The 23,876-nt window shown below is 30.2% G+C and carries 22 protein-coding genes and 1 pseudogene; 4 read left to right on the top strand and 19 right to left on the bottom strand.

Going from position 1 to position 23,876, the window contains the following annotated elements:
- Window position 1: 1 nt before the first annotated feature.
- Window positions 2-715, bottom strand: coding sequence for a hypothetical protein (locus K345_RS0100580; RefSeq protein WP_028972515.1), 714 nt, complete (start codon window positions 713-715; stop codon window positions 2-4).
- 152 nt (window positions 716-867) lie between these two features.
- Window positions 868-1,770, bottom strand: coding sequence for a leucine-rich repeat domain-containing protein (locus tag K345_RS0100575; RefSeq protein ID WP_028972514.1), 903 nt, complete (start codon window positions 1,768-1,770; stop codon window positions 868-870).
- A 159-nt stretch (window positions 1,771-1,929) separates the two neighbouring features.
- Between K345_RS0100575 and K345_RS23005 the strand changes: the two genes are divergently transcribed.
- Window positions 1,930-2,070 (top strand): hypothetical protein, encoded by a 141-nt coding sequence (locus K345_RS23005; protein WP_156888251.1) that lies wholly within the window; start codon window positions 1,930-1,932, stop codon window positions 2,068-2,070.
- 652 nt (window positions 2,071-2,722) lie between these two features.
- Complete coding sequence (locus tag K345_RS0100560) at window positions 2,723-3,208, top strand: hypothetical protein (protein WP_028972512.1); 486 nt, start codon at window positions 2,723-2,725, stop codon at window positions 3,206-3,208.
- A 160-nt stretch (window positions 3,209-3,368) separates the two neighbouring features.
- On the opposite strand, the gene K345_RS0100555 is transcribed toward K345_RS0100560, so the two are convergent.
- From K345_RS0100555 to K345_RS0100540, 4 genes are all read right to left on the bottom strand, one after another.
- Window positions 3,369-3,839 (bottom strand): NUDIX domain-containing protein, encoded by a 471-nt coding sequence (locus tag K345_RS0100555; protein WP_037570688.1) that lies wholly within the window; start codon window positions 3,837-3,839, stop codon window positions 3,369-3,371.
- Between the two features lie 106 nt (window positions 3,840-3,945).
- A complete protein-coding gene (locus K345_RS0100550) occupies window positions 3,946-4,446 on the bottom strand; it encodes a hypothetical protein (protein WP_028972510.1) in 501 nt (166 codons plus the stop codon).
- 286 nt (window positions 4,447-4,732) lie between these two features.
- Window positions 4,733-5,434 (bottom strand): class I SAM-dependent methyltransferase, encoded by a 702-nt coding sequence (locus K345_RS0100545; RefSeq protein ID WP_028972509.1) that lies wholly within the window; start codon window positions 5,432-5,434, stop codon window positions 4,733-4,735.
- Window positions 5,435-5,581: 147 nt separating this feature from the next.
- Window positions 5,582-5,872 (bottom strand): YciI family protein, encoded by a 291-nt coding sequence (locus K345_RS0100540; protein WP_028972508.1) that lies wholly within the window; start codon window positions 5,870-5,872, stop codon window positions 5,582-5,584.
- Window positions 5,873-6,420: 548 nt separating this feature from the next.
- On the opposite strand from K345_RS0100540, the gene K345_RS0100535 reads away from it, so the two are divergent.
- Window positions 6,421-6,843: a hypothetical protein gene (locus tag K345_RS0100535; protein ID WP_028972507.1), complete on the top strand. Its 423-nt coding sequence runs from the start codon at window positions 6,421-6,423 to the stop codon at window positions 6,841-6,843.
- Between the two features lie 300 nt (window positions 6,844-7,143).
- On the opposite strand, the gene K345_RS0100530 is transcribed toward K345_RS0100535, so the two are convergent.
- Window positions 7,144-7,869, bottom strand: coding sequence for a metallophosphoesterase family protein (locus tag K345_RS0100530; protein WP_028972506.1), 726 nt, complete (start codon window positions 7,867-7,869; stop codon window positions 7,144-7,146).
- 774 nt (window positions 7,870-8,643) lie between these two features.
- Between K345_RS0100530 and K345_RS21985 the strand changes: the two genes are divergently transcribed.
- Window positions 8,644-9,201 carry an ankyrin repeat domain-containing protein gene (locus K345_RS21985; RefSeq protein WP_028972505.1) on the top strand — a complete coding sequence of 186 codons (558 nt, stop codon included), beginning with the start codon at window positions 8,644-8,646 and terminating at the stop codon, window positions 9,199-9,201.
- A gap of 291 nt (window positions 9,202-9,492) precedes the next feature.
- Here the strand turns inward: K345_RS21985 and K345_RS0100520 are convergent, their stop codons facing one another.
- The 12 genes and pseudogenes from K345_RS0100520 to K345_RS0100460 form a co-directional block, all read right to left on the bottom strand.
- Window positions 9,493-10,113 (bottom strand): hypothetical protein, encoded by a 621-nt coding sequence (locus K345_RS0100520; protein ID WP_156888250.1) that lies wholly within the window; start codon window positions 10,111-10,113, stop codon window positions 9,493-9,495.
- 438 nt (window positions 10,114-10,551) lie between these two features.
- Entirely contained in the window at window positions 10,552-11,025 is a 474-nt protein-coding gene (locus K345_RS0100510) for a hypothetical protein (RefSeq protein WP_156888249.1), read from the bottom strand.
- Window positions 11,026-11,345: 320 nt separating this feature from the next.
- The gene (locus K345_RS21980) at window positions 11,346-12,179 is read right to left on the bottom strand and encodes an HNH endonuclease (RefSeq protein WP_053227938.1); all 834 of its coding nucleotides are present in this window, start codon (window positions 12,177-12,179) and stop codon (window positions 11,346-11,348) included.
- A 393-nt stretch (window positions 12,180-12,572) separates the two neighbouring features.
- Window positions 12,573-13,145 (bottom strand): GNAT family N-acetyltransferase, encoded by a 573-nt coding sequence (locus tag K345_RS0100500; protein ID WP_053227937.1) that lies wholly within the window; start codon window positions 13,143-13,145, stop codon window positions 12,573-12,575.
- 63 nt (window positions 13,146-13,208) lie between these two features.
- A pseudogene (locus K345_RS23735) lies at window positions 13,209-13,463 on the bottom strand (HD domain-containing protein); the annotation flags it as partial.
- Between the two features lie 50 nt (window positions 13,464-13,513).
- On the bottom strand, window positions 13,514-13,975 hold the full coding sequence (locus K345_RS0100495; protein ID WP_028972500.1) for a GNAT family N-acetyltransferase: 462 nt from the start codon (window positions 13,973-13,975) through the stop codon (window positions 13,514-13,516).
- Window positions 13,976-14,098: 123 nt separating this feature from the next.
- Window positions 14,099-14,533: a GNAT family N-acetyltransferase gene (locus K345_RS0100490; RefSeq protein WP_037570686.1), complete on the bottom strand. Its 435-nt coding sequence runs from the start codon at window positions 14,531-14,533 to the stop codon at window positions 14,099-14,101.
- A gap of 397 nt (window positions 14,534-14,930) precedes the next feature.
- Complete coding sequence (locus K345_RS0100480) at window positions 14,931-17,291, bottom strand: sigma factor-like helix-turn-helix DNA-binding protein (RefSeq protein WP_156888248.1); 2,361 nt, start codon at window positions 17,289-17,291, stop codon at window positions 14,931-14,933.
- Window positions 17,248-19,452, bottom strand: coding sequence for a DEAD/DEAH box helicase family protein (locus K345_RS19100; protein ID WP_053227936.1), 2,205 nt, complete (start codon window positions 19,450-19,452; stop codon window positions 17,248-17,250). Before K345_RS19100 ends, K345_RS0100480 begins: the two co-directional genes overlap by 44 nt.
- A gap of 211 nt (window positions 19,453-19,663) precedes the next feature.
- Window positions 19,664-19,951 carry a hypothetical protein gene (locus tag K345_RS0100470; protein ID WP_037570683.1) on the bottom strand — a complete coding sequence of 96 codons (288 nt, stop codon included), beginning with the start codon at window positions 19,949-19,951 and terminating at the stop codon, window positions 19,664-19,666.
- Complete coding sequence (locus K345_RS0100465) at window positions 19,938-22,076, bottom strand: ATP-binding protein (protein WP_028972496.1); 2,139 nt, start codon at window positions 22,074-22,076, stop codon at window positions 19,938-19,940. Before K345_RS0100465 ends, K345_RS0100470 begins: the two co-directional genes overlap by 14 nt.
- Before the next feature lie 494 nt (window positions 22,077-22,570).
- The gene (locus tag K345_RS0100460; RefSeq protein ID WP_028972495.1) at window positions 22,571-23,269 is read right to left on the bottom strand and encodes an HU family DNA-binding protein; all 699 of its coding nucleotides are present in this window, start codon (window positions 23,267-23,269) and stop codon (window positions 22,571-22,573) included.
- Between the last annotated feature and the right edge of the window lie 607 nt (window positions 23,270-23,876).

The following is a 23,876-nucleotide window of genomic DNA, read 5'->3' as shown; positions in this document are numbered from 1 at the left end:
TCTATATTTCTAAATTTGGAATAGATAATTCATCCAGAATTATTTCATTGATGAGAGAAAAATCATCTAAATCAAATCGTTGAAAAATAAATTGGCCATCTTTATATGCGAGTAATAAATATTGCTTATTGGCTACGTCAATATCTGATTTAAGAATTCTTTCATATGTCCCTAGTTCAATTAGGTTTTTCCCGGAAGGATCGGTAATAACTCTTGTGACATTGTCTAAAAGAGTTATTTTCCCATCATTATCCGAATCATATTTTATTAAATCGAAAACAAGCTGATAAGTATCACCAGGTTTAGAATTTATATCACTTTGGATCCGCCATTGATTATAGCTTTTTATAATTTGGTTGTTACTTTCGAACAACCATCGCGTATTCATTTGATTTCCTTCAATAAAAAGAAGGTTCTTAATCATGGAAGGTTCTCCTGAATAACTTAGCTTACTTGTAGTATCAATCGTTTTTAGTTCTATAATATATGTATCTGAACCGTAAATATTTTTAATATAGCCTAAATTGTATTTAGTATTATTATCATTTTTTTCCTCAGTGGTATTAACTTGAATGGTATTATCAATTCTTCTTTGATTAAATGGTAAAATATCGATTAATAAAATAAAAAGCAGGATTAAAAAAACTGAAAGAACTCCTAAAAATAGAATTGAATTTATTCGTGTAACAGTTTGAAAAAATTTTCTTTTATTCAAAATCTAAACTCCTCTCTGGCGATTTTATCTTCAGATATGCGTATATAATGGTCTAATCAGCAGTATGGTGTTAAGTTGGCGTAATCGTAGCGTATGGAAAGATTGTGACAATAGACAGGTCTGCTGCATTGGTTTGTTCTACAGATTCCAGATTACATCTCATCTACATATCTTTCTCTCAAGTCATTGAATTCTTTAATGATAACTCCAATTTTTATGTTATCACAATTTAAACATAGTTCTTTGCTGTTTTTTCTCATAGGTTTTACTCTAACTCCAGTTTTACACTTTGTACATTTATACCCAGTTTCCCTATATGCATTAATGCCATGATCACAATTGGGAATATAGGCAGCAATTCTTGCATATTGCTTCATAGGATAATAGATCGGTAAGTTTAAGTATTTCAATTTTTTTAAATTACAAATTGGATTCAATTTTTCTGATTCGATATATGTTGATGGAAGGCCAAGATATTCTAGTTCGTGAAGATACTTTATTGGTTCAATATCATTTATCTTTTGTTTTCCATTTATACCACCAGAAAGTATGAATCCTTTTAAATTTAAAATAGATTCAATTCCTTCTATACTATGTAAATTTTTTTGTTCATGAATCTCCAGCCATTCTAAATTAGATAAATTTCTTATAAACTTTAAATCTGAAGTCTGTGTTGAACTTCCCAGATATAACCGTTTTAACGATTTCAATTTACTTATATTTTCAAAATTCCTGATTCTATTTCCGCTCCATTTGACAAACAGGCCTTCCAAGTTAGTCATTCGAGTTATAGCATCAAAGATTTTCTGAGGAACAGAACTATATAAAAATAGTTGTTTAACATTATTCAAATAAGGTAAAATTTCTGCCCATTCATCATTTAACTTCTTTTGTTTACCGGTACTCAAATTTAGCTGGGTTATTACTAGACGTAAGTCAATTTCATTATTTGTTAATTGTTTTGTATATGAAATATTCTGAGGTGGATTTTCTTTTCTATGTTCCCAAGAAAGAAAATTAAAGGATTCTATCTTATTTCTTAAAATTTCGTTCATTGGATTCCTTTTCTGTAGAACATATTACATCTCAACTTTTCCTGTGATCAAATAAAATCCTAAAAACTACAAAATAATTTTCATTGTATACCCAAATCTTCAATTAAAGTTAAAAAATCAATAGTTATGAACAATATAAATAATTGTTCAGAGGACCATATGAAAGATAGAATAGATCAATATGAAGAATGGCAGATTGAACAAGCTATAATGGCTATATTCAGCCTTCAATACAAATCCTATGCCACTGAAAAGACTTTTTTACCCATTTGGTGTTTGCGAATTATCCGGATTTTTTAGATTGTTAGATCAAATGATAGTTCTTTGATTTTATCCTTCTTGATTCTTTCCAATAATACATTGACTGGTTAAGGAGTGGCTTCTTATTTACACTGGGCAATTTACGCTTTTTTAATAGTTCCCCTTTGAAGACTGTTTCAGTATGCTTTGCCGCAGAGCTTCTGACTATTCTATTCAAGCTTATTGCATATGGACAGTTGAGATTCTATTGCAGGGAATATTTTGTGTTGTTTCTCATTGGAGAAAAGAGGTATATTGGTTGTCTTTGACAAACTTAAATGTATGTAAGTATAATCTGGCGAATTAGTAATCCTCTATAGGGAGAACACTATGGATTTTTTAATCGATTTATTAATTGATTTATTTGAGCTTGTATTAGAATTTCTATTAGGTTTTATAAATCTCTTTAGATACATTTTTTCAAAAGAATATCGGGATAAAAGGAACTCGAAATGGAAGAATAAACTTGAAAAAGTATATACAATGATAGGCTGGTTTTTAAGTGCTACTATTATTTGTTTTATTACTTTGTCTATAATAATGATTGTATTTTAGAAAATATCTATAAACAATTTGATAGAAATAAGTAAACACAGGATATTAACAAAACGATTGAATAAGTAGGATTCGCAAATAAATCTAAGAGGTTATTATGAGTAAGTTTAATTTTTTTAAAGATAACAAATGGATAATTATCAGGATATTATTTTATGGCATTATGATTTTTCTATCACGATTCAATGGAGAAACAATATCAAGAGTTTCCAATATTGATTGGGTAGCCTTTTGTCTTATAATACCTGTTACAGTTCTTTTCTTTACATTTAGCTTAAAGTTGGGTGCCACAATTTCAAATGGGCTGAAGCAGGGATCACTGTTTTCCTCATTGAAAAAAGATTGGTATCTACCAACATTTAAATCATTACCATTGGATTTAACAAATCCACCTTCATGGTTATTTGAAGCTGGTAATTATTTTGTGGCTAAAGGACTAGGAGCGATAATTCATTGCAGATATTATGATTGGACTGTTTTTTGGGTAATATCTATATATTTTGGCATTGGTTTGTCGATGTATTTATCATTGTATTTGTCTACAAAGCTTATTAAATGGAAATACAACGGTTTAGTTAAATAAAGCGAAGGGGATTGTCAATTATAGATAATTATATGAACCTTGGACAAATACATAAATATTTCTTTCTCTCAATTTATCTCTCAATACTGTCCGAAATTCTTTCTTCTTCTGTAATAATCTATCTTATATCATCATAGTTCAAGTTTTGTCTTCAATTATTTTAGTTGATATCTCCAAGATAAACTGGGGAGTAATTATCATTATTTATTTCTTTGATTTTAGACCTTATTTCTAAGGGATATAATTTATAGTTTTCTAAGTCACAAACTGAGATCCATTCAATTCCAATTTGATATTCATCTAGTTCTGTTTGTACATGTAAATTTTCCAGATTCAATATTTCACATTCAAACATTAACTCTAATTGGTGTACATTAGGATGCTCTTTGGCAAACTCATGGTTATTGGAAATGTAATCTCGTACTAGTACTAAGTTTTTTATTCGGATCTCTGCTCCTACTTCTTCAAGACATTCTCTTTCTAGTGTTTCATGAAGGTTCTCATTTAAATTTTGACCTCCCCCCGGTAATACATAAAAGGTATCATTTCCATGCTTCTTTTTTATCGTTAATACTTTATTTTGGTGTAATATTATAGCTTTAGCAGAAGTTCTAACGGGATGTAGTTTCATAATTTCCTCTTATACATGGTATATAACAACGACTTGAGCCGTGACAATAGGCAAATCGGTCTCCAAGTCCTTTTTATATGCCCTTTCATAACCTCTGATTTATTGATTATTCTAGATCTGATGCTTCTCTGTATCTACCATTTAACCAGTTAACCAAATAATAAATTTTCTTCCTATTAAAAGCTCCTGCATAAGGCTCCAGGATAACTGGTGATGTAATGGAATCTGAAATGTGTTCTAATATTATTAGAGATAGTAAGGGAGCAATTGGATTTCTTTTAATATAGGCATTTTCAATTTTTGATGTCGAAATCGATAAAATTATATTCTCGAAATTAGAATAGATTACTATTTCTTTATCATTACCATAAATTTTAGCATAATATGGAATTCGTTTTCCTAAATAAATTCTACACATAGGATAAATCAAATCATATTCAGATAACTCAAAAGAAGTAATGGTGTTTCTACTATTCGATACCTCAGTTGCTTTATTTCGAATGGATTGAATCTCTTTAAAATACCATAGCATTGCTATTGCCATCCAAAACCATAAGAGTATGAAAAGAATTGTGAATGTAATAAAAACAAGAGCACTAATTGGCATTTGGATTCCTGATTGATACGCCAAAATATCTGCTTAAGCGCTTCATAATTGTCCTCTTCCTATCTACATTATCCAATGATTTATATTCATATCTGAGCAGTTAATATCACAAGCTTTTTTAAGTGCATATAACGTCGATTTCACCTGTTCGCCATAGCCCAATCAGGTCCAAACCCTTGTTATACCGCTTTTATTTGCTCCAATTAAGTATAGTAGCTTAAATGAATTAGATCCTTATCTTTTTCAATAATGTCTCGACTATCTGAGTTCTATTGTCACATATTCATTACTTATGAATTAAAAAGAATTGAACCATTCCTGCTACTTCCTCTGTTTTCGTTATTTCAAAATAATTCTCTATCATTTTTTTAAAATCATTCTCTGAGATATCAAATCTATCAGGGCGTCCTAAATATTCCTCTATTTGTTTTGTAATTCCAAAGATTGAACTGTCTAAATTGGGTATATCCAAAACAAATTTTCCTTCAGGTTTCAATATACGATGTGCTTCAATAATTGCTTTCTGAACAAAGTCTTTCTCAAAATACTCAAGAATACCAATACAAGTTGCAATTTCAAAAAAACTATCTTCATAGGGAGTCTCATGTATGCTGCCACAGAACAATGACCCTATTGATAATTGCTTTTTCATAATATATTCATTGAGAAGTTGAATAGTATTACTGCTAATATCAACTCCATAATAATTAGATGCCCATTCATCATAATTATTGAACATAAGATTCAAACAACATCCTAAATCTATAAAATTCATATTCTCTTCTGGAGATAAAAAATTTTTAATTTCTATACGCTTACTATCAGAAAGAGTTCCATTATTCATTAATTGGGCAAATTTTGGATAATCGGGGTTATTTGTTATGTAATCTGGAAGATTTTCATATAAATTAATCCCTTTTCGCCCATACTCAATGGCTTTATCATATGATTTTGCAATACTTTCCAATCGGTATTTTTTATTACCCAATAATTCCCTCCTGGGAAGCAGTATTTGTGACCGTAGGGCTCTACAGTGATTTACACTATAACTCTTCTGTTCAAAACAACAATTTCTTTCTTGAAAATTAATCATTCAAAATGACGACAATCTTCCTGATTATAATATCTCATAAATCTATCCTGATACATTATTACAAATGACAATTTCCCAATGATGTAAGGTATATTTGTAAAATCCAGATTTAATTATAGGATCGTTATCACAAATTTCTTTTGCTCTGTCTATGCTACTTGCTTTAAAAATAATCATCCCACCGGGATTATTAAAAAATCCACCACCATAAAACTCACTCTTTAAAGATATTTCCTTGAGGTATTCTAAATGTTTATTAAAAATATCAATCGAGGGCTTCTCGGCAACTGATTTATTATCAATTCGAACATAAAGTTGATCTTTTTCTTTCATATTAATTCCTTCTAATTAAATCTATGATATTCTTCGATAATTTTCGCATATTATTTTCTATAAATTTCGTTTCTCATTTCCTAGAGTCCAATGTTTTTTCCCATTAATGTACTCGTAATAAAAAGCCAATTCTTAAACCACCAGTATGAGTTACATAGCGCACAATTAAGGGAGAAGGGTATTCCCAGTCGGGAATTTATTCAGGAATATTCTCTTTCTGATATAGAGTGAACTGAAGTAGGTGTTCTCCTTTCATGTCGACCATACTGTTCGGGCTGTACTGGGTCTGAATATACTGGTTTTCTTACACTAATTCCTCTAAGTACTCACATTCTTCCTGCCCATGATTCGTTCGTAAACGTGATATCCTTATCATAGTAGTATTCTTTATCCATTTCAAAACCAAATTTATATTAAAAGTCAGGATCGACTTTGGTCCACGACGACGAACGGCCACTGTTGAAATACAGATAAGCATTTATTTTTTTAAACTATTTTTATTTTGAAGCGTATAATAAAATATCAAATGGATAGGAGGATCGCTCATTTTGATATTTATTTCTTTCGTTTTAATATCTTCTCTTTATTTATTGTCTGCATATTTCTGTGGTGATGTCGGTTATTTTATTAATGTTGATAGCATTATTATAATTTTTATAGGGTTAGCGATATTCACACTTGGCTTAAAAGATTACCAATCATTCATACTTGGGATTAAAGATATTTTTTCTTTTAAAAAGAAAAATGATAATTCAAAAAATATAAATGTAGCTCGATATTATCTCAGTCTATCCTTAATTACCCCTATTATTGGTTTATGTTCAACGTTTCAAGGAATTTATTGCGGCATCTTTGGAGAAAGTGGCTTTAATCTGACTCAAACATTTTGTATTGCGGGATTTACAACCGTATATGGAATAATTATTTCTGCATTTCTGTTTTACCCTGTATATCACTGTAATAAAACATAATATGTCAGAGAAACCTTGCTAGATAGCATCGTCATAATGAGCCGAGTCGTTCCTAAAGCTAATTGCAATCGAACGAAGTGAGTGTAAGTACCCTGACAAAAGACTCGGTCTCTGTTCATGGCCTTGTTATGCAGTCATTGTTAGAAACCAATAATTAATACTGGGCGAATATATTGATTATCCCAATTTACCAATAATACCAATAATGTAAAAATATCATTTGCCTTAATTTTCTGATTCTTCTTCTGTATCCAAAATATCGAATATTAATTCATTTTCACCTGAATAATGATATTCTAATTAATATGGCTTTGGTCTTCCATTTTCAAGTGAATATAAAAGCATCTCCTTAAACGGAGGATTTTGCTCTTTGATTTCGGACTTATATTTTTCAATACTATACTCAACTTCTCGTGTGATAAAACTCATCTTTCTCTCATTGACGATTTCCACTATTCCATAGTGAGCCCTGATGTCTCCATTAAATGAATACCCGATCGCTCCAAAATTTCTGATTATTGTTTGATTAATATAAAATTCAGCTGGCTGGTGGGTGTGTGCGCAAATAATGGACTTTACATTCTCTTCAGAAATTTGTTCTTTAAATTTATCTATATTTTCTTCAGTCAATTGATCTTTGTATGAATAGGGACTTCCATGGCAGAAAATGATATCAGTATCACCAAATTTTTCTTTTTCAGAAATTTTTAGCTTGAATAAAATATCCTTTGATTTGGAATTCATATTGCGATCCATATAAACACACATTTCCAATAAAATTTGCTCAAAGTCATTCGTAGGATGAAACTGATCTAAATCTTCTACATTGGCATCTGTATTTCCTTTTATATTAATAATTGGATTTAATGCCTGGATTTGATCAAAACATTCCTGAGGATATAGTCCCAAAAAGCTTGAGTCGCCTAAAAAAACGACATTATCTATAGATTGAGTTTGTAAATCTGCTATCACTTTTTCGAGAGCATAAATATTACCATGAACATCATTTAAAATTGCTATTCTCATTATTTACGCCCCTTGAGGATAAGTAATCAGACAAAAATTCAACCACATTGATTACACTCTTTTTACGTAATCATAATCCATTATATCATAAGTTTTGAGCTCATGCTCATTGAATGCTGATCCAACAAAGATACTATCATCCTTACCAATGCGGATGTTCCTTACTTTATATTCTTAGGAAAAGGACGTTTAGACTTCTTAAAGACAGCTTCAAAAACAGGCTGAGACTGCTCTAGATTAGGTCTAGAGAGACCGTTTATTTTAATGATAAAACAGGGAATAGCAATATTTATTGCCCTTTGTACTCGACACTCCAAATATCATTACATTCTTACATTTCAAATTTGGGATACCGCCTTTATACATGAACACGTCTTTTCCGTTCAGGAATCAGATCATTTCTTTTTATCCATGATCGTTATCTCCGTTAAGGGCATGGCTGTTCTCCTGATATAAAACATTCATTCCCTAAATTGTAATTTATCCCTTTAGATTTCTGTCCACCATGTTAAAGGTTGATAGGGCCCCTCCTTGGGTGGGGTTTGATCGCATAGAAAATAATATTTTCCTCTCTCGTATTTGCATCTGGAAGAGCTTTATTCTGAGAACTGAATATTCTCATACTGTTCTCGTCATTTAGACAGCTTTTTTTCGTAAACAATCATTTTTGACATAAATTCCTTTTGACAGAAAATATAACTTTTCCTATCATTAAATTACCCTAAGGAAAAAGCAAAACTCACAGAACTTATAAAATCTAAGAAGGAATAAAAAATGTCGTACGAATTTGAAGAAGCAGCATCCAGAGGAGATCTTGAAGAAGTAAAGAAGATTTATGAAGAGGGGCGTGAAATTGATGGTGCCATGGCTATGGCCGCTCAGGACGGTCATCTTGAAGTTTTGAAATTCCTTGTCTCTAAAGGCAAAGACACCGATGGATATGGTATTGGAATTGGAAAATCACTTTTTTATGCCAGCCAGAACGGATTTGAAGAAACGGTAGATTATCTTATAAGTCTTGGCGCTCAAAAGGAGAAGGGCGACAGCAATAGAACACCAATGCATGCCGCGGCAACAAAGGGTCATAACAATATTCTACTGAAGCTTATGGATGCAGGTTTTGATGTTGATGTCTCCGATTCAGACGGATGCTCTCCACTCATGGAAGCTGTGGGGTCTAAAAGATTTGAAACTGTTAAGTTACTTCTTGAGAAGGGAGCGAACCCTTTAAAGTATGACAACCATGATTATTCACCATGGGATCTGGTTTGTGATATCAAGGATGAGAAAATAAAGGGGCTTCTTAAAGAAGCACTTGAAAAACGATCTTAGGTTTTGCTGGCAGGCAGTAGAGGAAGAAAAGGTGACGATTAAAATACACCATAGAGACAATTCTTTTCAGGAATACCTTTTTTCATATTAGTTTCTTATTATTTATGAAAAGTGTCTTTAAGGAATATTTTAAAAATCTATTCACTATTATCTTTTAAGAAAGTTTATTTATTTTACCATTTAATTAGAAATTGAAAATCCACATTTTTTACAATAAGCTTCATATACACAGCTTATCGAACCATACATATAGGATCCTCCGTATATTTTTAAGTGTTTACGGTTAGATTTTTAGTTTTGATTAACATAATTTGTTTTTGAAATGTGACTATATCCATAGCCAATGAAAAAATAAACATAGGAGATTATTGTAATCCCAAGTAATAAATGTTCTATACTTGAAAACTTATAATGTTCATTTTGTATGAAGGCAAACATTATTTTAATTCCAGAAGTTAATAGCCCAGTCATAATTGAAACAAAAAGAATTTTAATTTTAGATATCTCTCTGATATTATATATTAGAACAATAAAAATCGAAAAAACTAGTGTTGTCATATAAAATTCTAAACGGTCCAGAGATAGTAAAAACATTAGCAATTTATTTATTCGAGCATATTTATAACTTGTAAAAAATATTCCTAAAATATCAGCCATAGATATTGATAAGAATAAGATAATTATTTTTTTATATAAATTGATATTCTTAAATATAACTAATGGAACAAACATTGATAATATTAAATAAGAAAAAATACAGCCGTACTCATAGTGAAGAGGTGTAATTACAATATGATCATTAAATAATAGTAATATTTCAGGTAATAATTTTACGAAAAGAGAATAAATGTAGAAACTAACAGATATTATTAAATAGTTTATTTCATTAGGGTAATTTATATCATTTTTCATAAATATTTTTTTATATCTGCTGAATGTTTTATAAATTGCCATGGAATAATAAACCAGATAAAATCTCTCAATAAATTTTTAAAGAAAGTTTCTATAACGATATATGACATTTCATTAAATACACTTAATGAAAATACGTTTAAATATATCTGTATAATTAATGAGATAATTAGTACAAACTTATAAAAATAGATAGCATATTCTTTCTTTTTCCATATGAAAATGCCACTAATGAATTCTATAAGTGAAATTATTGCTGAAAATAGTATTATATACTGAAAAACTAAGTTCATTTGATGAGAGTTTGAATAGCTAAATAAACCCTCAGTATTTTTAGGTACGATAGTTCCAATTATAAGAAGAATTGGATTTATAATAGTATTATATATACATAGAACTAAAAGCCATCCTTTCACTTTTATTGGATTATTTACATTGCTATTCATAATTCCTCAATATTAAATATATTTCATCTAAGACTGAAGGTGGAACTTCTTCACTTGTTGAAAAAGTCACTTTAGTTTGCGATTCAATTTCACTTGTAAAGATATAATACTTTATGTTTTCGAGGTTATTCATTCTTAATTTCGAATCAATTTCATATTTTGATACAAATCTAAAAAATGTACCTTCTGGTTTATTTGTAGTAAAGCTTGAATGATGTGTTAAGACGATAATTTCACTTTCAAATCCTCTATAGTAACGATCTGCAATCTCTCTTATATCAGACTCTATAGATTGAATATCTTTTTCGTCATTAATTGACAAATAAAAATCTACTTTTTTATTTGTTAGATTGCTATTAATTTTATATTCACTGATTTTGTATATATCAAGTAGTTTTATAACCGCGTTTTCCGCTTTTATCGTATTAAATGGAAAAAGTACAGCTTGGAAGATAATAGCAAACATAATTATGAATAATGATATATATAGACGTATTTTAATGTTTTTAGTCATTTCAATTTGCCATTTTAGTACAATTCTAAATTTCTGTCTTTCTTTTCTTCTATTTGCGATATTTTTTTCAAATGTTTAGATTTAATTGAATATAAGAACCATTTGAGTCGCAAAGCCGTGCTGGAGCGTAGCGAAAGCATGGCGTGCGTTTTTGCAACGCTGTGAAGCTCCAATGCCCTTGTCCCTTGGTTCTTTTATTATTCCTCGCCCGGGACCTCTGCAAAAACCATGACATAGGCTTTGTCGAACTCTAAATGATTCATAAATGCCACTTAGGCATTAATTAAATCAAATACATATTCATTATGATATTCAAGAAAAGGCTTTGTCTTTTCTGGAACTATTTTCAGTTTTAGGTCTTCACTTATATGTATTTTTTGATAATCAGCCGCTGATATTTTATTTGAGATTAATATATTACCGTGATTATTGAAACTTAAGTAACCGTGATCGAATAACTTATCTAATGTGGGAATAAGCAATAACGAATTATATGGATTAATTCGCTCATCATTATTTGATACTTTCCAAGGTTTAATATGAGAAGCAATTAGCAAATTCGTTTTTGAAAATTTTGTGACAGAACATTCCTTCCACAGATCTATCGACTTTTTCCGATATAGTCCCTGTCCTTTCCTAGCACTTATTATAGCTTTCTTTTCTGTTTCACCAACAGAATATTCGGATTCGATTTCGGCAATAATATCGGCGTAGGATCTTTTCTGTTGAACTAATACAAATTGAAATTTTGAAGGACGATCATTATACAACCTAAATTTATTTAGAAATGCCTTTCCTTTGTAGGTAAAATCTGAGTGATGTCTATCTCGATAAAATACATGTATATCATCCTGTTTTGTTAATATCCTTTTATCTGACCCATGCTTCTTTTCACCTTCCCAATGTAAAATATCCTCATCGATATGGTCTTCATATTGAGTTAATGATTCTTGTTTTTCTTTGGTTATAAATAGGACGATAATTTTTTGATTTTGTGGTGTGAACACCCCTCTGCTTATTGCATTGAATGATTTATAGCCCCAGAGTTTTGCAAGATAAGGTCGATCATATTTATTTCCAACTAGTATAGTGGTGAAATCTACCATCTTCTATCCAAGCAAAAAGCATGACAGTAGGCTGAAAGTTTCAAGTGATTGTTATATTTCATCTGTTTTATTGTCTCTTTTAAGTATTTTCTTAAAAAATATGATGATCTAAATTATCAAAAAGGCTAATGGATAACTGATTAAATCAAACAAATCTGCATCCTTTAAAATAAAAATTTTGTTAAAAAAATACCGACTTACTAGTTCCCCCATACAACAAACTGTAAATAGGATCATTAAAATAGTCAAAATTATCTAATTAAATCTATTATATTCTTCGATAATTTTCGCATATTATTATATGATGCGGTATGAACAGGCCAGTAATCAGAACCTATAACAATCATTCCCTTTACAATTTGAAGTCCCACAAGTATTAGAACCAGTACACAATTATAATGGTGTGCTTACCGTAGGTTCTTTAATTTGTAACCAGTTTTCTTTTAGGATGCCATAGCTTATTGAATCATAATAATTATTATCTACTATTCTAGCTTTCTTAAATTCTGCTTCTTTTATTAACCCAAGTTTTTCAGCTAATTTCATCATTCTTAGATTTCCAGACCATGTTGTTAAACCTATTCTTATGATTTCTGGAAACATATCAAATACTTGATTTATCCATTCAGGGAGTATTATAGATCCAATACCCTTTCCCCAATATTTATCATTGAAAATGACAATTCCAACTTCTAACCAATTAGTTTCTTCTGATTTCCAATACCAGTTAACTTCACCAACGAGATTTTCATTTGTTGAATCAACAATCTGTTTTTTGAACTTTTGTGGGAGTTTATTTTCAGATAGATTATTTCGTATTTCTTGAATATATACGTCTATTTCTTCTTCAGTTTTATTCTTATAATAGGGGCCATTAAATTTATGATATTCTTTATCTGGCTGAATTAATTCTCTATATAATTTTAAATCACTTTCCTGAATATCTCTTATATAATATGTTTTCATTCCAAATCCTCACATTAAAAAATTATAAGATATATTATTTATTTCAATAAAACAATATCGACTTTAGTGTCTGGTTTTAATTATATCTAAAGTAAAATCCCATAGTTCTGAAGAGTAATCTTTAATAAAACCTGTCTTTTTTATGATCTGAGATTTAGGTAATAATCCAAAAATTTTATTAGTTGTTCTTTGCTCATGAAGTTTTACATCTTCTCGACCTTTTTTATCGTATAAGAATATATCTCCAGTATATATTTCAACTAAATCACGAATTAAAAGTATTTTTATTACTCTTGATATATCTGTATTGCTTTCAGCATATTCTTCTAGTTATAGGTTTGTCTATTAACGAAATTAATGAACATTACTTATATTGTCTTTATAAAGTTTGCAAATTGAACTCTTTCAGTAAAATTTTCCTTTGCGTAGAAATGTCTTTTATATGAATCTGCATTTTTAGGATTATTTAGTATTAATCTGCAACATCCTATTTTTTTTGCTTTATTTTCAATTTCAACTAAAAGTTGGTGACCTATTTTATTTCCACGTTGTTCTGAGTTGACTAATAAACAACTTATATAACATTCTTTATTCATGATAAGTGGGAAGGGGATTATGTGTCCATTTATATAACCTACAATATCTTTATTATTTTTAGCAATTAAAGTTAATGCGTTATTAGAATTTACTAATTCTTTTAATTGGTTTTTTATACTATTTGATTGTTCTTCGGTTATTTCAAGACCTTGTTCATTTTTATCTTTGATAATCATTTCAACTACATTATTAATCTCATCACTTTCTAGACATTTTATTTTAATATCATTCATAACTTCTAAATCCTTTTATAGGTCATCATAACCGTAAGTTTATTGAACAATTCTACTTTTTGAAATAAATCGTTTCAACCAATAAAATATTATATATTCTAGAGTCTACATAACATAGCGTTGTCAGACGAAATCTATTTTCCTAATATAGTAATTGTCATATTCATCTTCATCGATTTTTACAAAATTATTTTTTAAATAGAAACAATTTGACTTACTTCCCTTAAGCGCGTTCAATTTTATTTCTTTCTCAGAAAAAGTGTTAATAATATGTCTCAAGATTAAAGTTCCAAATCCTTTATTCTGGTAGTTAAGATCTATATAGAGATGTTTTAAATAATATTCATGTTCATTTTCTGAAATAGAAAAGAAACCAATCACATCAGCATTTTCCTCGACAACATATGTTTCATTTTTATCATATGAATCGAAAAACCTTTTTCTTACACGGGTTTCATCAAATCTACCTACAGACTCTAAACTTTCTCGCATCGACCTGGCTCTAATTTCAGCCAGTTCAATTTCTTCATTTTCTTTTGGTGGCCTTATCTTAATCATTTTTCTATTCCCATTTCAAAATGCTCTACGATAGGAAATGGTTCGTAGAAGCGGTGTAATAGATTTTTCCATTTTATATATAGGTCCGATTTCCTGAATCCAATTTGATGATCTTCTATTTTTTCCTAATTTACTAGCAAAAGGTATTTAGATTTTGTCTCAATACATCTTTCCAATCTTTGAGAAATAATATGTTGAGCTTCTGAAAATGAACTCTCAAACGAGTTTTCTGACCTTTCTTTATATGTAAAAAAGCTACTTCTAGTATCAACTATAACTCCTTGTGCCCGCAGGGTCCGTCTAACGTTCGAATCACCTGCAATTTTATTCCGAAGGGGTGGCGTAGTTTTTGAGAACTCAAAAACTATGACAAAAAGTTGTCAGTTGAATGCGTTTGTTATATTGTATCGCTTATACCTCTTACGTTTTTTTGACCTTGCTTCCATTTCGCTAATACAACACGATAAGCTTCTTCTGTTGTAAAAACAACCTGTTTTAATCTCTCAATATTTTCTTTATCACTCATTTTTTCATCACAATTCTCATTTGCAATAGAAATGAATCCTAAGTAAGGAATAGGTGATTTTGAAACTAATCCAAATGATTTATAAATGTTTAATTCATCAGAAAAATAATTCAACAAGCTAGAATAGAGGATTTTTGAATGACTCTTACTGAGTAATCGATTTGCAATCATTCTGAGATAGTCAACTTCTATAATTTTATGATTATCAAATGGTAAATTCGTAATTATCTTTATAATTTTATCTTTTTTTATATCGTTCTTAAATAGATATTTTGGGCTACAGAATGCTCTTTCTTTATAATGTAAAATCTTTTGTTCATCAATTAGTTCATTGAGATAATAATATGCATGACCATAAGACTTCGATCTTATCTTAAATACAATATCATCAACAAAAGTTAATCCACTATTTTTCTCTATAAGATTTAAGACTGATTGCTTTTGAGTATACTTATTATTTGCATCAATTTCTTTGAGACTTATGATATCTGAACCTGATTTCCCATTAAAATATATACCATAATTAATTCCATTTTCTCTGATCCAGTACCTGAAATCATAATAGGTGACACCGAAACTCAAAATATCATCCGTTTCCAAGAACTCTCCAAGAGTATATTCATCCCTATCATTTAATTCTAAAAAATCTCGTAATCTTTTTAGACCGTCATCATATAGCTTATCATAACCTGGAAGAAATTTAGTATGACGATACTCACTAATTTTTGATCTATTTGAAAAGTATACATAACCGGATTGTAGAAAGCGATCACCAATCAACCTATTAATATCAAAATCTTTGTCTCTTAACTTTCTATTATTTGAAATCTCCAAAACGGTATTCCATTTTAAACCGTTTGGCCAACTTGCTAATACATGGGTTATTGCATAATGCTGACTTAAGCTTTTAGGACTATATCCGGACTCATCAACTTGAAATATTTTCTTTATTTCATTGTGAAAAACTCGTTTTAGTTGAAATCCCTCATATCCGTAATAATTATATATTGTTTCGGAAATTGTTTGGTAACTATATGGTGATGGCTGGGTTAGAATCAATTCATCGAAGATTTTGTAATCAAACACTGGAAAAAATTGATCTTTCCAAAAACCATCTTCGTTGTTACTCAATGAATCTAGATATAGGCAAAAAAAATTTTCGTCTGAAAAATATTGTGTTAGCTCATCAATTTTATTTACATTTTTCTCGAGCTCATTCAATAATATCAACGATAAGTCAGAAGGATTAACAGGTAAACATTTCTGTATTTTATTAATATTCTTTACCTGTATTTGTCGAATACGTTCTCTTTTTACACCATATATTTCTCCAATCTCTTCCAAGACTTTTATTTCGTCAGTAAAGCCTGTTCTATGTTTATAAATTTCAAAAGAACGACTATCTAGTATTGATGAAATATTATAATGCAGTTTGATCAAGTCCTGCATTATATCAAATCCTTTTTTTAAATATTCTTCATAAGACCAGTAAAAAAAAGAATCAATATTTGAAATGTTTCCTTCTTTAAATTTCAAATATTCGCATATTATTTTATCTCTAAATTGAACAACTTTGATAAGATCATTTTTATTAATTCTGCCAATAAGACATCTAAAATCAATAAAAATGATCTTTTTTAATGTAGAATCATCTCTTATTTTCGAGCATTCACAAAGATATCTTTTCAATAAAACAGATTGACTTTCATCTTTAAGATAGACTGAATCTATTTCTTTAATGAGTAATTCCATTTTATGATATTCTTCATTTTTATCTGCTAGACTATATAGTAAATTGTATATGCTGTCTTTATACTTTGTTCCAAGTCCTGGAATATTATTAAGATCTAGAGAATGAATATATTCAAAATTATAAAATTCGTCCCCAAATAGAACATATAATTTCTCAAGAACTGGAAGGTCTTTCTGTTGTATCCAGAGTTCTGATAATTGAAAATTCAGGGAAGCCTTTTTTTCTTCTTTAAGTAAAGGCCTTTCAGTCGCACTAAGTAAATTATAATATAATTCTTCATAATCAGAAATATATTTAGCCCCAAAACCTTTTACTTCAGATAATAAAGAAGGAGTCAATTTCTCAAGATCATCGGGATATATTTCGATACTTTCAAATTCATTACTTATTCGAGTCCAGAATTTTTCAATTTTTTCAAGTATTTTTCTATTTTTTTCAGTTAGACTCATGTCTACTCTCACCCCATTTTTTATACTCATTTAAAAAATTAAATCTTGAAGTGAACTCAGCATCAATATAGGATAATTGTTCTTCAGTCAATTTATTAAGATCTTTGAAATCTTTAAAGACATTCATTATTTCTAGAAAAAAACTATTTTCATCTTCCTGTCTCATGCTTCCATTTTTATTTTCTATCTCTAAAGTAGTATCATTTTGTTTAAATGTATCTGATTCGAGAAAGCTAAAATCTTTTATATTCTTTAAATCAAATATATCAAGTCCTTCAACTCTTGTATCAACAATAATATCTAAAGGTTTAGGTATTGTATTGACTCTTTTAAACTTACGACAACATTCTTCATATCTTTTTTTTAGATCGCAATAAATTGATTCATTCTTACCAAATACAGCTGTAATATAGCCCCAATATGATCCAAAATGAGTATTTATTTGATCTGTTGAAATGTCTTTTAATTCTTCACACATCTTTTCAGGAGTAGGGATTGAATTGTTAACAGTATAATAATTTTCTAGTATTTCTCTTGCCCTTATTACAGGAAGCAATTTCCATTTTTGCTCTTCAAGTAAAGTAAGAACTTGAACCGCATTTTTACTATATTTGACTTCAATAAAATCGTTAATTATGATCTCGTCATCGAGATCGTAGCTTTCGACTTTTTTCTTAATACCACCTAAATCATTCTGCAACCTATTAATCTCATTAATTCTTTCTAATGAACCAACAAAGTCAAAGACATGAACATATTCTTTATTTGGTGTCTTTCTTAATCCACGTCCTAATTGCTGTAACCAAATTCTTCGGCTTTTTGTATTCCTCAAAAAAACAAGAATATTGGTTTCAGGTATGTCAATTCCTTCATTAAAAAGATCGCATACTAAAATATAACGAAACTCATGTTCCCTAAAATTCCTTATATTACTTCTTCTCTGCTCTGATGCCATTTTTGAATGTACGTAAGTTGCCGTTCCTGGCTTAAAAAAAGGAACTAAATGATTGATATGTTCAATTGACTGACAAAACACGATGGCTTTGGGATTTTCAATATTTTCTTGTTCTACCGCTTCTTCAATTAATCTAATAACTTCATCATCTTTCTTATTAAGAAAAAACTTTTTATCTAAATCTTCTAAAGAAAGTCCTTTTTCAATCTTTGAAATCTCTTTCTCATTCAAATCATTGAGCATTACAACATATTTAGGAAATGCAAGTCTTCTATTTTTTAGAGCCCAAACTAAATCATATTTTCCTATGTGCCCATCAAAACCACCAAAAACATGAAAAACATCCTTTCCATCTTCTCTGAAAGGAGTAGCAGTCATTCCTATTAGAAGTTTTGGTGAAAGATAATGCAAAACCTGGGTATACATGTTTGCCGGAGCATGGTGTGCTTCATCAATAACAATAATATCAAACAGATTTTTTTGTAGCTTTGGTAAATTGGTATAAATAGAATTAACCACTCCAAACGAAAAATCTTCACTAAAATTAGACAATTGTCCACCTACAGATGCAGCATAACTATAGTTCCCAATACCAAAAACATTTTTATATGCAATATAAGACTGGTTCATTATTTCTAGTTGATGTACAAGGAAAAGAATTTTCTTATATGGATAAATATTCAGAATTTCTTTTATCAATAATGCAGAAGTGTAAGTTTTACCTAACCCTGTAGCCATTTCAATCAATAGCTTTGTTGCGCCATTTTCTGTGTGTTCAATACAATCATCAATTACAGCTTTTTGATATAATCTAGGTTTGATATCACTTCGCCCAATTTCAGATGATTTTTTTATCCACATATCTTGTAGATTATCTCTATCAACTAATTCAACGCCTAAGGTTAAAGCTCTTTGAACTACTTCCGAAGAAAAATATGAGTTTGTTACTAAAACAACTTGTTCTGCATTATATAATTTTGCTCCAGTTACGGCCTGATTAAGAGCTTTTACTCCTACAATATTTTTTATGGATCTCTGCTTAACTTCTATTCCAAATTTCCTTTTTCTTTTATATGCAATAATGTCTACACCACCATCACCATGTGAAAAATCTACTCCAACTTTCGTAATATATGCGTCACTCCAACCAGATTTTTCAAAAACATCTTTTACAAAAGACTCAAAATCATTTGGACTTAGAGAATCAATATCAGCAAAACTTGTAATAGATTTCATTTTCACATACCTCTTAGTCGATTATCTCATATTGTTAAATATTTGATGGTTATCCCATTAAATCATATTTTAACTTTTACCCTATATCAATATAACGCCAAAATAACCTGAAAGATCGTCCCAAAGGGATTGGCGTGTAAATTGCGCAAGCAATTTGCATGACAACGGATATTGACAGGTTCATTTTTTTGTTATATCCCATGTGTTACTTTTAATCTAATAATCCAAAATCATTAAGTTCATTATATACTGCTGATAATTCTATATTGAGGTGACTTATATATTCTGCTGATATGTTTTGATAGAGGTTATTTCTTGTTTGTTCAAATTGAAAGTTAAATTCACCTTTTTTTAATTCCTTAATAAGTATATTAAATATTTCTTTTATCTTTTGTTCTTCATCTTCAGTTAGAGGTATATGTAATTCATTGTCTGGTAATTCTAAAGTAAGAAATTTATTTTCTCCGTCCTCTGTTATTTCAGCATTATACATTTCCATAAATTTTACCTCTTTCCCCAAATGCATTTTTTCCACCTTCTAGTGTTCTCATACTGATTTCCTTCCAGTCAATTTTTTTTGTTATATCACTAGAACAAATAAGGTTATTAGAAAATGGATTTCCTTCATACGTATTATATTGTTTTATATCATGCTCTCTATATATTGAATTGTATGGTAAAGTACGCACTGCGATATTAGCATCATGAGTTGCTATAATGACTCTTTTATCTTGTTTTGCATGTTCATTTAATAAAGGAACGATAACATCACTTATATAATCATTTCCTAAGCTTTTTTCTGGTTCATCTATCATGTAGACATCTTTTTCTTGTTTTAACTCATTGTATAATAGTAGCATTGAGGATTCACCATTTGAAGGATTATATAATTCATCTTCAATTGAGAAATGTCTGTAAAATAGTATTAAATCTTCAAGACTCGTGATTTCTTCATACTCATCAGATATTAACTCTGAAATATGCTCAAAAAGCTGGCTTTCATATACATTACTTTTCACTTTATATAATTTTCGTGCAAAGTATTTTTGTGGATTTTTTTGTCGGCCGATAATCGGTTTATATTCACTTTTAGAAATTTTTCCATTTTGGAATTTAACATTTGTTTGGCAATATAGGTTACCTTTTTTTCCTAAATTACCAACGAGCTCTTTCGCTGGTTTTATATTTATTTCTAGTGTATCTGTAATTTTATTTATTGATTTTTCAACATTAATTCTATTACTCGCGTAAGATTTAAAACCACAACTTGTAGGTTTTCTGGGTTGTCCAGTTTTTCGACTCACCTGTTTATTGAATACATTAACAATTGTATTAAAAAATTTGGTTGATTGATAATTTATATATTTTTCTTCAAGATCATTATCAATAAGATCGTAAATTTCATTAAATAATACATCAAATTTTTGAAGGATTACCTCTCCAATGATTTCCTTAAACAATTTGTTATCTGAGTAGTATTTATAGAAATCATCTATAGTTCGTGATAATTCATCAATTTTTGAGAATTTTCTATGATATTCAGAATCGTCAATAAGTTTTAATTTATCAATTTTTAATTTTTTAGCTATCTTATTTCGAATCTCATTCGTGTAATAATTTTTGTATTGTGAAATACTTGTTATTCCTGATTCTGTAGAATCTCTTAAAAATGTAATTTCTTCCTCACAAGAATCAATACCGTTTTGTTCAAAATTAAATCTAAAACTATTTCTTTTTATATCATAATGATCATAAAGATTAACATTATTTGATTCATATACGGTTGTTTTCATACCACGATTGTTGTAATACTCTTTCAATGATTTTAAGATTTCAGTTTTTCCTGTTCCTTTAGATCCAAATAGAATATTTATATCATTGTAAATCTTTAGTGAAATAGGCTCATCTTCTCCAAAAGGATTAAGGACTATTGTTTCATAATTTTTCTTTTCTAAAATGCTATTTATTGTGGAATCATCTTTTTGTAACAAAAAACAAAATTGTTCAAAGCTGTCCACGGGTAATCTTAAATTCGGTAGATCTTCTGATTTGCTAATGTAGTCATCCCAATTGGTAACATCAGATCCATAAATTGATCTGTGACCATGACTTAAAAAGATTCCACATGAAATCGAATCAATAGCTTCTTTTATAACTCTATTTTTATTTTGAACTAAGCTTAAAAGAAGTTCTATATCGTCATCTGAAAATGCTGGTTTCTTTACATTATAATGAGATATATATACTGGATCTAATTTGTCAAAAATTTTAGTTACCTGTTGTATTGATAACGATAAGTTTTCTTCACTCGAGTGAGAAAGTAATATTTCCATCTCTTCTGATAATTGTTCAGAATTTGTAGGATTAACAATTATTAATAAATGACCTCTACCGTCTTTTATTTGAACATCTAATTCTACACCTGGCCAAATTTGACAATATTCTTCTACTTTTTCCCTAAAACTTGAATATTGATCTAAATCAAAATGATTATGGTTCGTAATTGCTAAAATTTGTACGTCTGTTTCTCTAATTATTTGATAAAATCTTTCAACATCTATATTTCTTTGAGGAGCATCACCGCTTTTTACTTTTTTTGTATGTGCATGGATATCAATTTTCATATTACTCCTCAATTTTGTCCTTTGTGAATGTAACATACTACATCCCAACTTTTCCCGTGATCAAATAAAATCCTAAAAAATACAAAATAATCCCCATTATAAACGCAAATCCTCAATCAATGTAAAAAAAAATCAATAGTTATGAACAATATTAACAACTGTTCAGAGGGCCATATGAAAGACAGATTAGATCAATATGAATATATGTTCGTAAAAAGTGACATAATTGGGTTTGCCATCCCATCCTGAACCTCAACTGTTACCCATATCTCCCCCCTCCCAATTGCCACTGACAGAATTTTAGCCTGTCACCCAGACAATTTTAGCCTGTCACCCAGACAACCTGACAATTGACAATGACAGAATTCCTCAATTGACAAATTCCCTCACCCACACTTGTCACCTACAGAATTCTCCACTGGACAAATAAAAAAGCCCCCTTGGCCGTAACCAAGAGGGCTTAAATTATCACTTAAACAAGTTCTACGGGAGATCTACATAACAGTCACTTCATCATAATAAGATCCAGTTCTCAACACAGATCCCGACATAGTCCGAACCTCAACCGTGTAATTCCCTGCTTCCAAATCCTCGGGTATAGAGAGCAAAATACTAGAAGGCAAAGTCCTATAAACAGAGCTGATCTTAGTCACAACATCCGTATCAGAATTAACAAAGAACACTCCTGCCTTATCAGAATCTTCACCCTTAAATAAGTTACCCCTAAGTTCAATAAGAGCACCTGCTACTAAATCAGAACTAAAACTTTGGCTTGTCATATCATAGATCGTATCGATAACAGGAGTCACAGGATTATAGCGAACTCTGGAAACGCTACTCTTACCTTGCACGGTACTCACTAATTGGGTGTTAGGTTTAGCTTTTATCCTAAGGCTATGCTTAGTATTATCATATTCATCGGAAGTCGAAGCAAAGCCTCCTCCCAGGGATACATAAAAGCGTCCAATGTTCGTACTAACCGTATTTCCTAATACCAGTTGTTCTTCTAACACTTCCTTTAGTAGATCCATAACAACCACAATGTCCTGTCGGGATACGGTGGTGTTCTTGTTCGCCATCAAGCCAATCATATCATCATGGTTAACATGAAGATTGGGTTTGACTCGGGCGATGAAGAGGCTGTCTTCTTTTGCTGTTCCTAGTTTGTTTTGGTGTAAATAGTAATTAATCATAAATATAACTCTCCTGGGGCGTCTCATCTTTGTCCCAACTACGGCGTCATCGATCTGAAGACAAATGCTCATGTACAGGGAGTACACTGCGCTTTGGCTTCAGATCTCTTCCTTGTCCTTGGGACAAATCTTTCGACTTTCGGCTTTCTGGCAAGTTCACTTTTTTGAACTTTGCTCTTGCCTGCCCTTGCGGCTTACTGATTTTTTTCGTAAGCCTGGAACTCTGTAACCTTGTTTCCCTTTGCCGTGGCCTTTGGCGTTGGGTTGCTTTGTTGTCGTGTTCCTTTTCTTTTGTTGTTTATTTCCCTGAGCAACGCTCGGGGGTAAGGAGAGGGGGTGAAAGCCGGTATGCTTGGGTCCTTGGCTTGTGGGCTTTGGTTCTTCCCCTTACATAGGCTTCTTCTCAGCTGTTTCTGGAATATCGAGAAGTTTTTTGAAACTTTTTTTGCGAATTTTGAAGTTTTTTGTGCTTTTTTTCTTATTTAGCTTAACAAAAGTACTTAACAATTTGTGTTTGGCTTGTAAATACTGAAATCACAGAGGTTCCTAAGTAGTACCTGATATCTTTGTTTCCTTTCAAACAAAGGGGATCATCCTATCCCCCTAT

It is taken from the genome of Spirochaeta cellobiosiphila DSM 17781 (assembly GCF_000426705.1).
Classification (GTDB): Bacteria; Spirochaetota; Spirochaetia; order DSM-17781; family DSM-17781; genus Spirochaeta_E; species Spirochaeta_E cellobiosiphila.
The sequence above is the reverse complement of the archived record's forward strand: the minus strand, read 5'-3'. Positions and strand labels throughout refer to the sequence as shown.

Excerpts from the sequence above, each read along its gene's own strand:
- K345_RS0100575 (WP_028972514.1), bottom strand. The coding sequence starts at position 1,770 with ATGAACGAAATTTTAAGAAATAAGATAGAATCCTTTAATTTTCTTTCT.
- K345_RS23005 (WP_156888251.1), top strand. The coding sequence starts at position 1,930 with ATGAAAGATAGAATAGATCAATATGAAGAATGGCAGATTGAACAAGCT.
- K345_RS0100560 (WP_028972512.1), top strand. The coding sequence starts at position 2,723 with ATGAGTAAGTTTAATTTTTTTAAAGATAACAAATGGATAATTATCAGG.
- K345_RS0100555 (WP_037570688.1), bottom strand. The coding sequence starts at position 3,839 with ATGAAACTACATCCCGTTAGAACTTCTGCTAAAGCTATAATATTACAC.
- K345_RS0100550 (WP_028972510.1), bottom strand. The coding sequence starts at position 4,446 with ATGCCAATTAGTGCTCTTGTTTTTATTACATTCACAATTCTTTTCATA.
- K345_RS0100540 (WP_028972508.1), bottom strand. The coding sequence starts at position 5,872 with ATGAAAGAAAAAGATCAACTTTATGTTCGAATTGATAATAAATCAGTT.
- K345_RS0100530 (WP_028972506.1), bottom strand. The coding sequence starts at position 7,869 with ATGAGAATAGCAATTTTAAATGATGTTCATGGTAATATTTATGCTCTC.
- K345_RS21985 (WP_028972505.1), top strand. The coding sequence starts at position 8,644 with ATGTCGTACGAATTTGAAGAAGCAGCATCCAGAGGAGATCTTGAAGAA.
- K345_RS0100520 (WP_156888250.1), bottom strand. The coding sequence starts at position 10,113 with ATGAAAAATGATATAAATTACCCTAATGAAATAAACTATTTAATAATA.
- K345_RS0100510 (WP_156888249.1), bottom strand. The coding sequence starts at position 11,025 with ATGTTTGCTATTATCTTCCAAGCTGTACTTTTTCCATTTAATACGATA.
- K345_RS21980 (WP_053227938.1), bottom strand. The coding sequence starts at position 12,179 with ATGGTAGATTTCACCACTATACTAGTTGGAAATAAATATGATCGACCT.
- K345_RS0100500 (WP_053227937.1), bottom strand. The coding sequence starts at position 13,145 with ATGAAAACATATTATATAAGAGATATTCAGGAAAGTGATTTAAAATTA.
- K345_RS0100495 (WP_028972500.1), bottom strand. The coding sequence starts at position 13,975 with ATGAATGATATTAAAATAAAATGTCTAGAAAGTGATGAGATTAATAAT.
- K345_RS0100490 (WP_037570686.1), bottom strand. The coding sequence starts at position 14,533 with ATGATTAAGATAAGGCCACCAAAAGAAAATGAAGAAATTGAACTGGCT.
- K345_RS0100480 (WP_156888248.1), bottom strand. The coding sequence starts at position 17,291 with ATGAGTATAAAAAATGGGGTGAGAGTAGACATGAGTCTAACTGAAAAA.
- K345_RS19100 (WP_053227936.1), bottom strand. The coding sequence starts at position 19,452 with ATGAAATCTATTACAAGTTTTGCTGATATTGATTCTCTAAGTCCAAAT.
- K345_RS0100470 (WP_037570683.1), bottom strand. The coding sequence starts at position 19,951 with ATGGAAATGTATAATGCTGAAATAACAGAGGACGGAGAAAATAAATTT.
- K345_RS0100465 (WP_028972496.1), bottom strand. The coding sequence starts at position 22,076 with ATGAAAATTGATATCCATGCACATACAAAAAAAGTAAAAAGCGGTGAT.
- K345_RS0100460 (WP_028972495.1), bottom strand. The coding sequence starts at position 23,269 with ATGATTAATTACTATTTACACCAAAACAAACTAGGAACAGCAAAAGAA.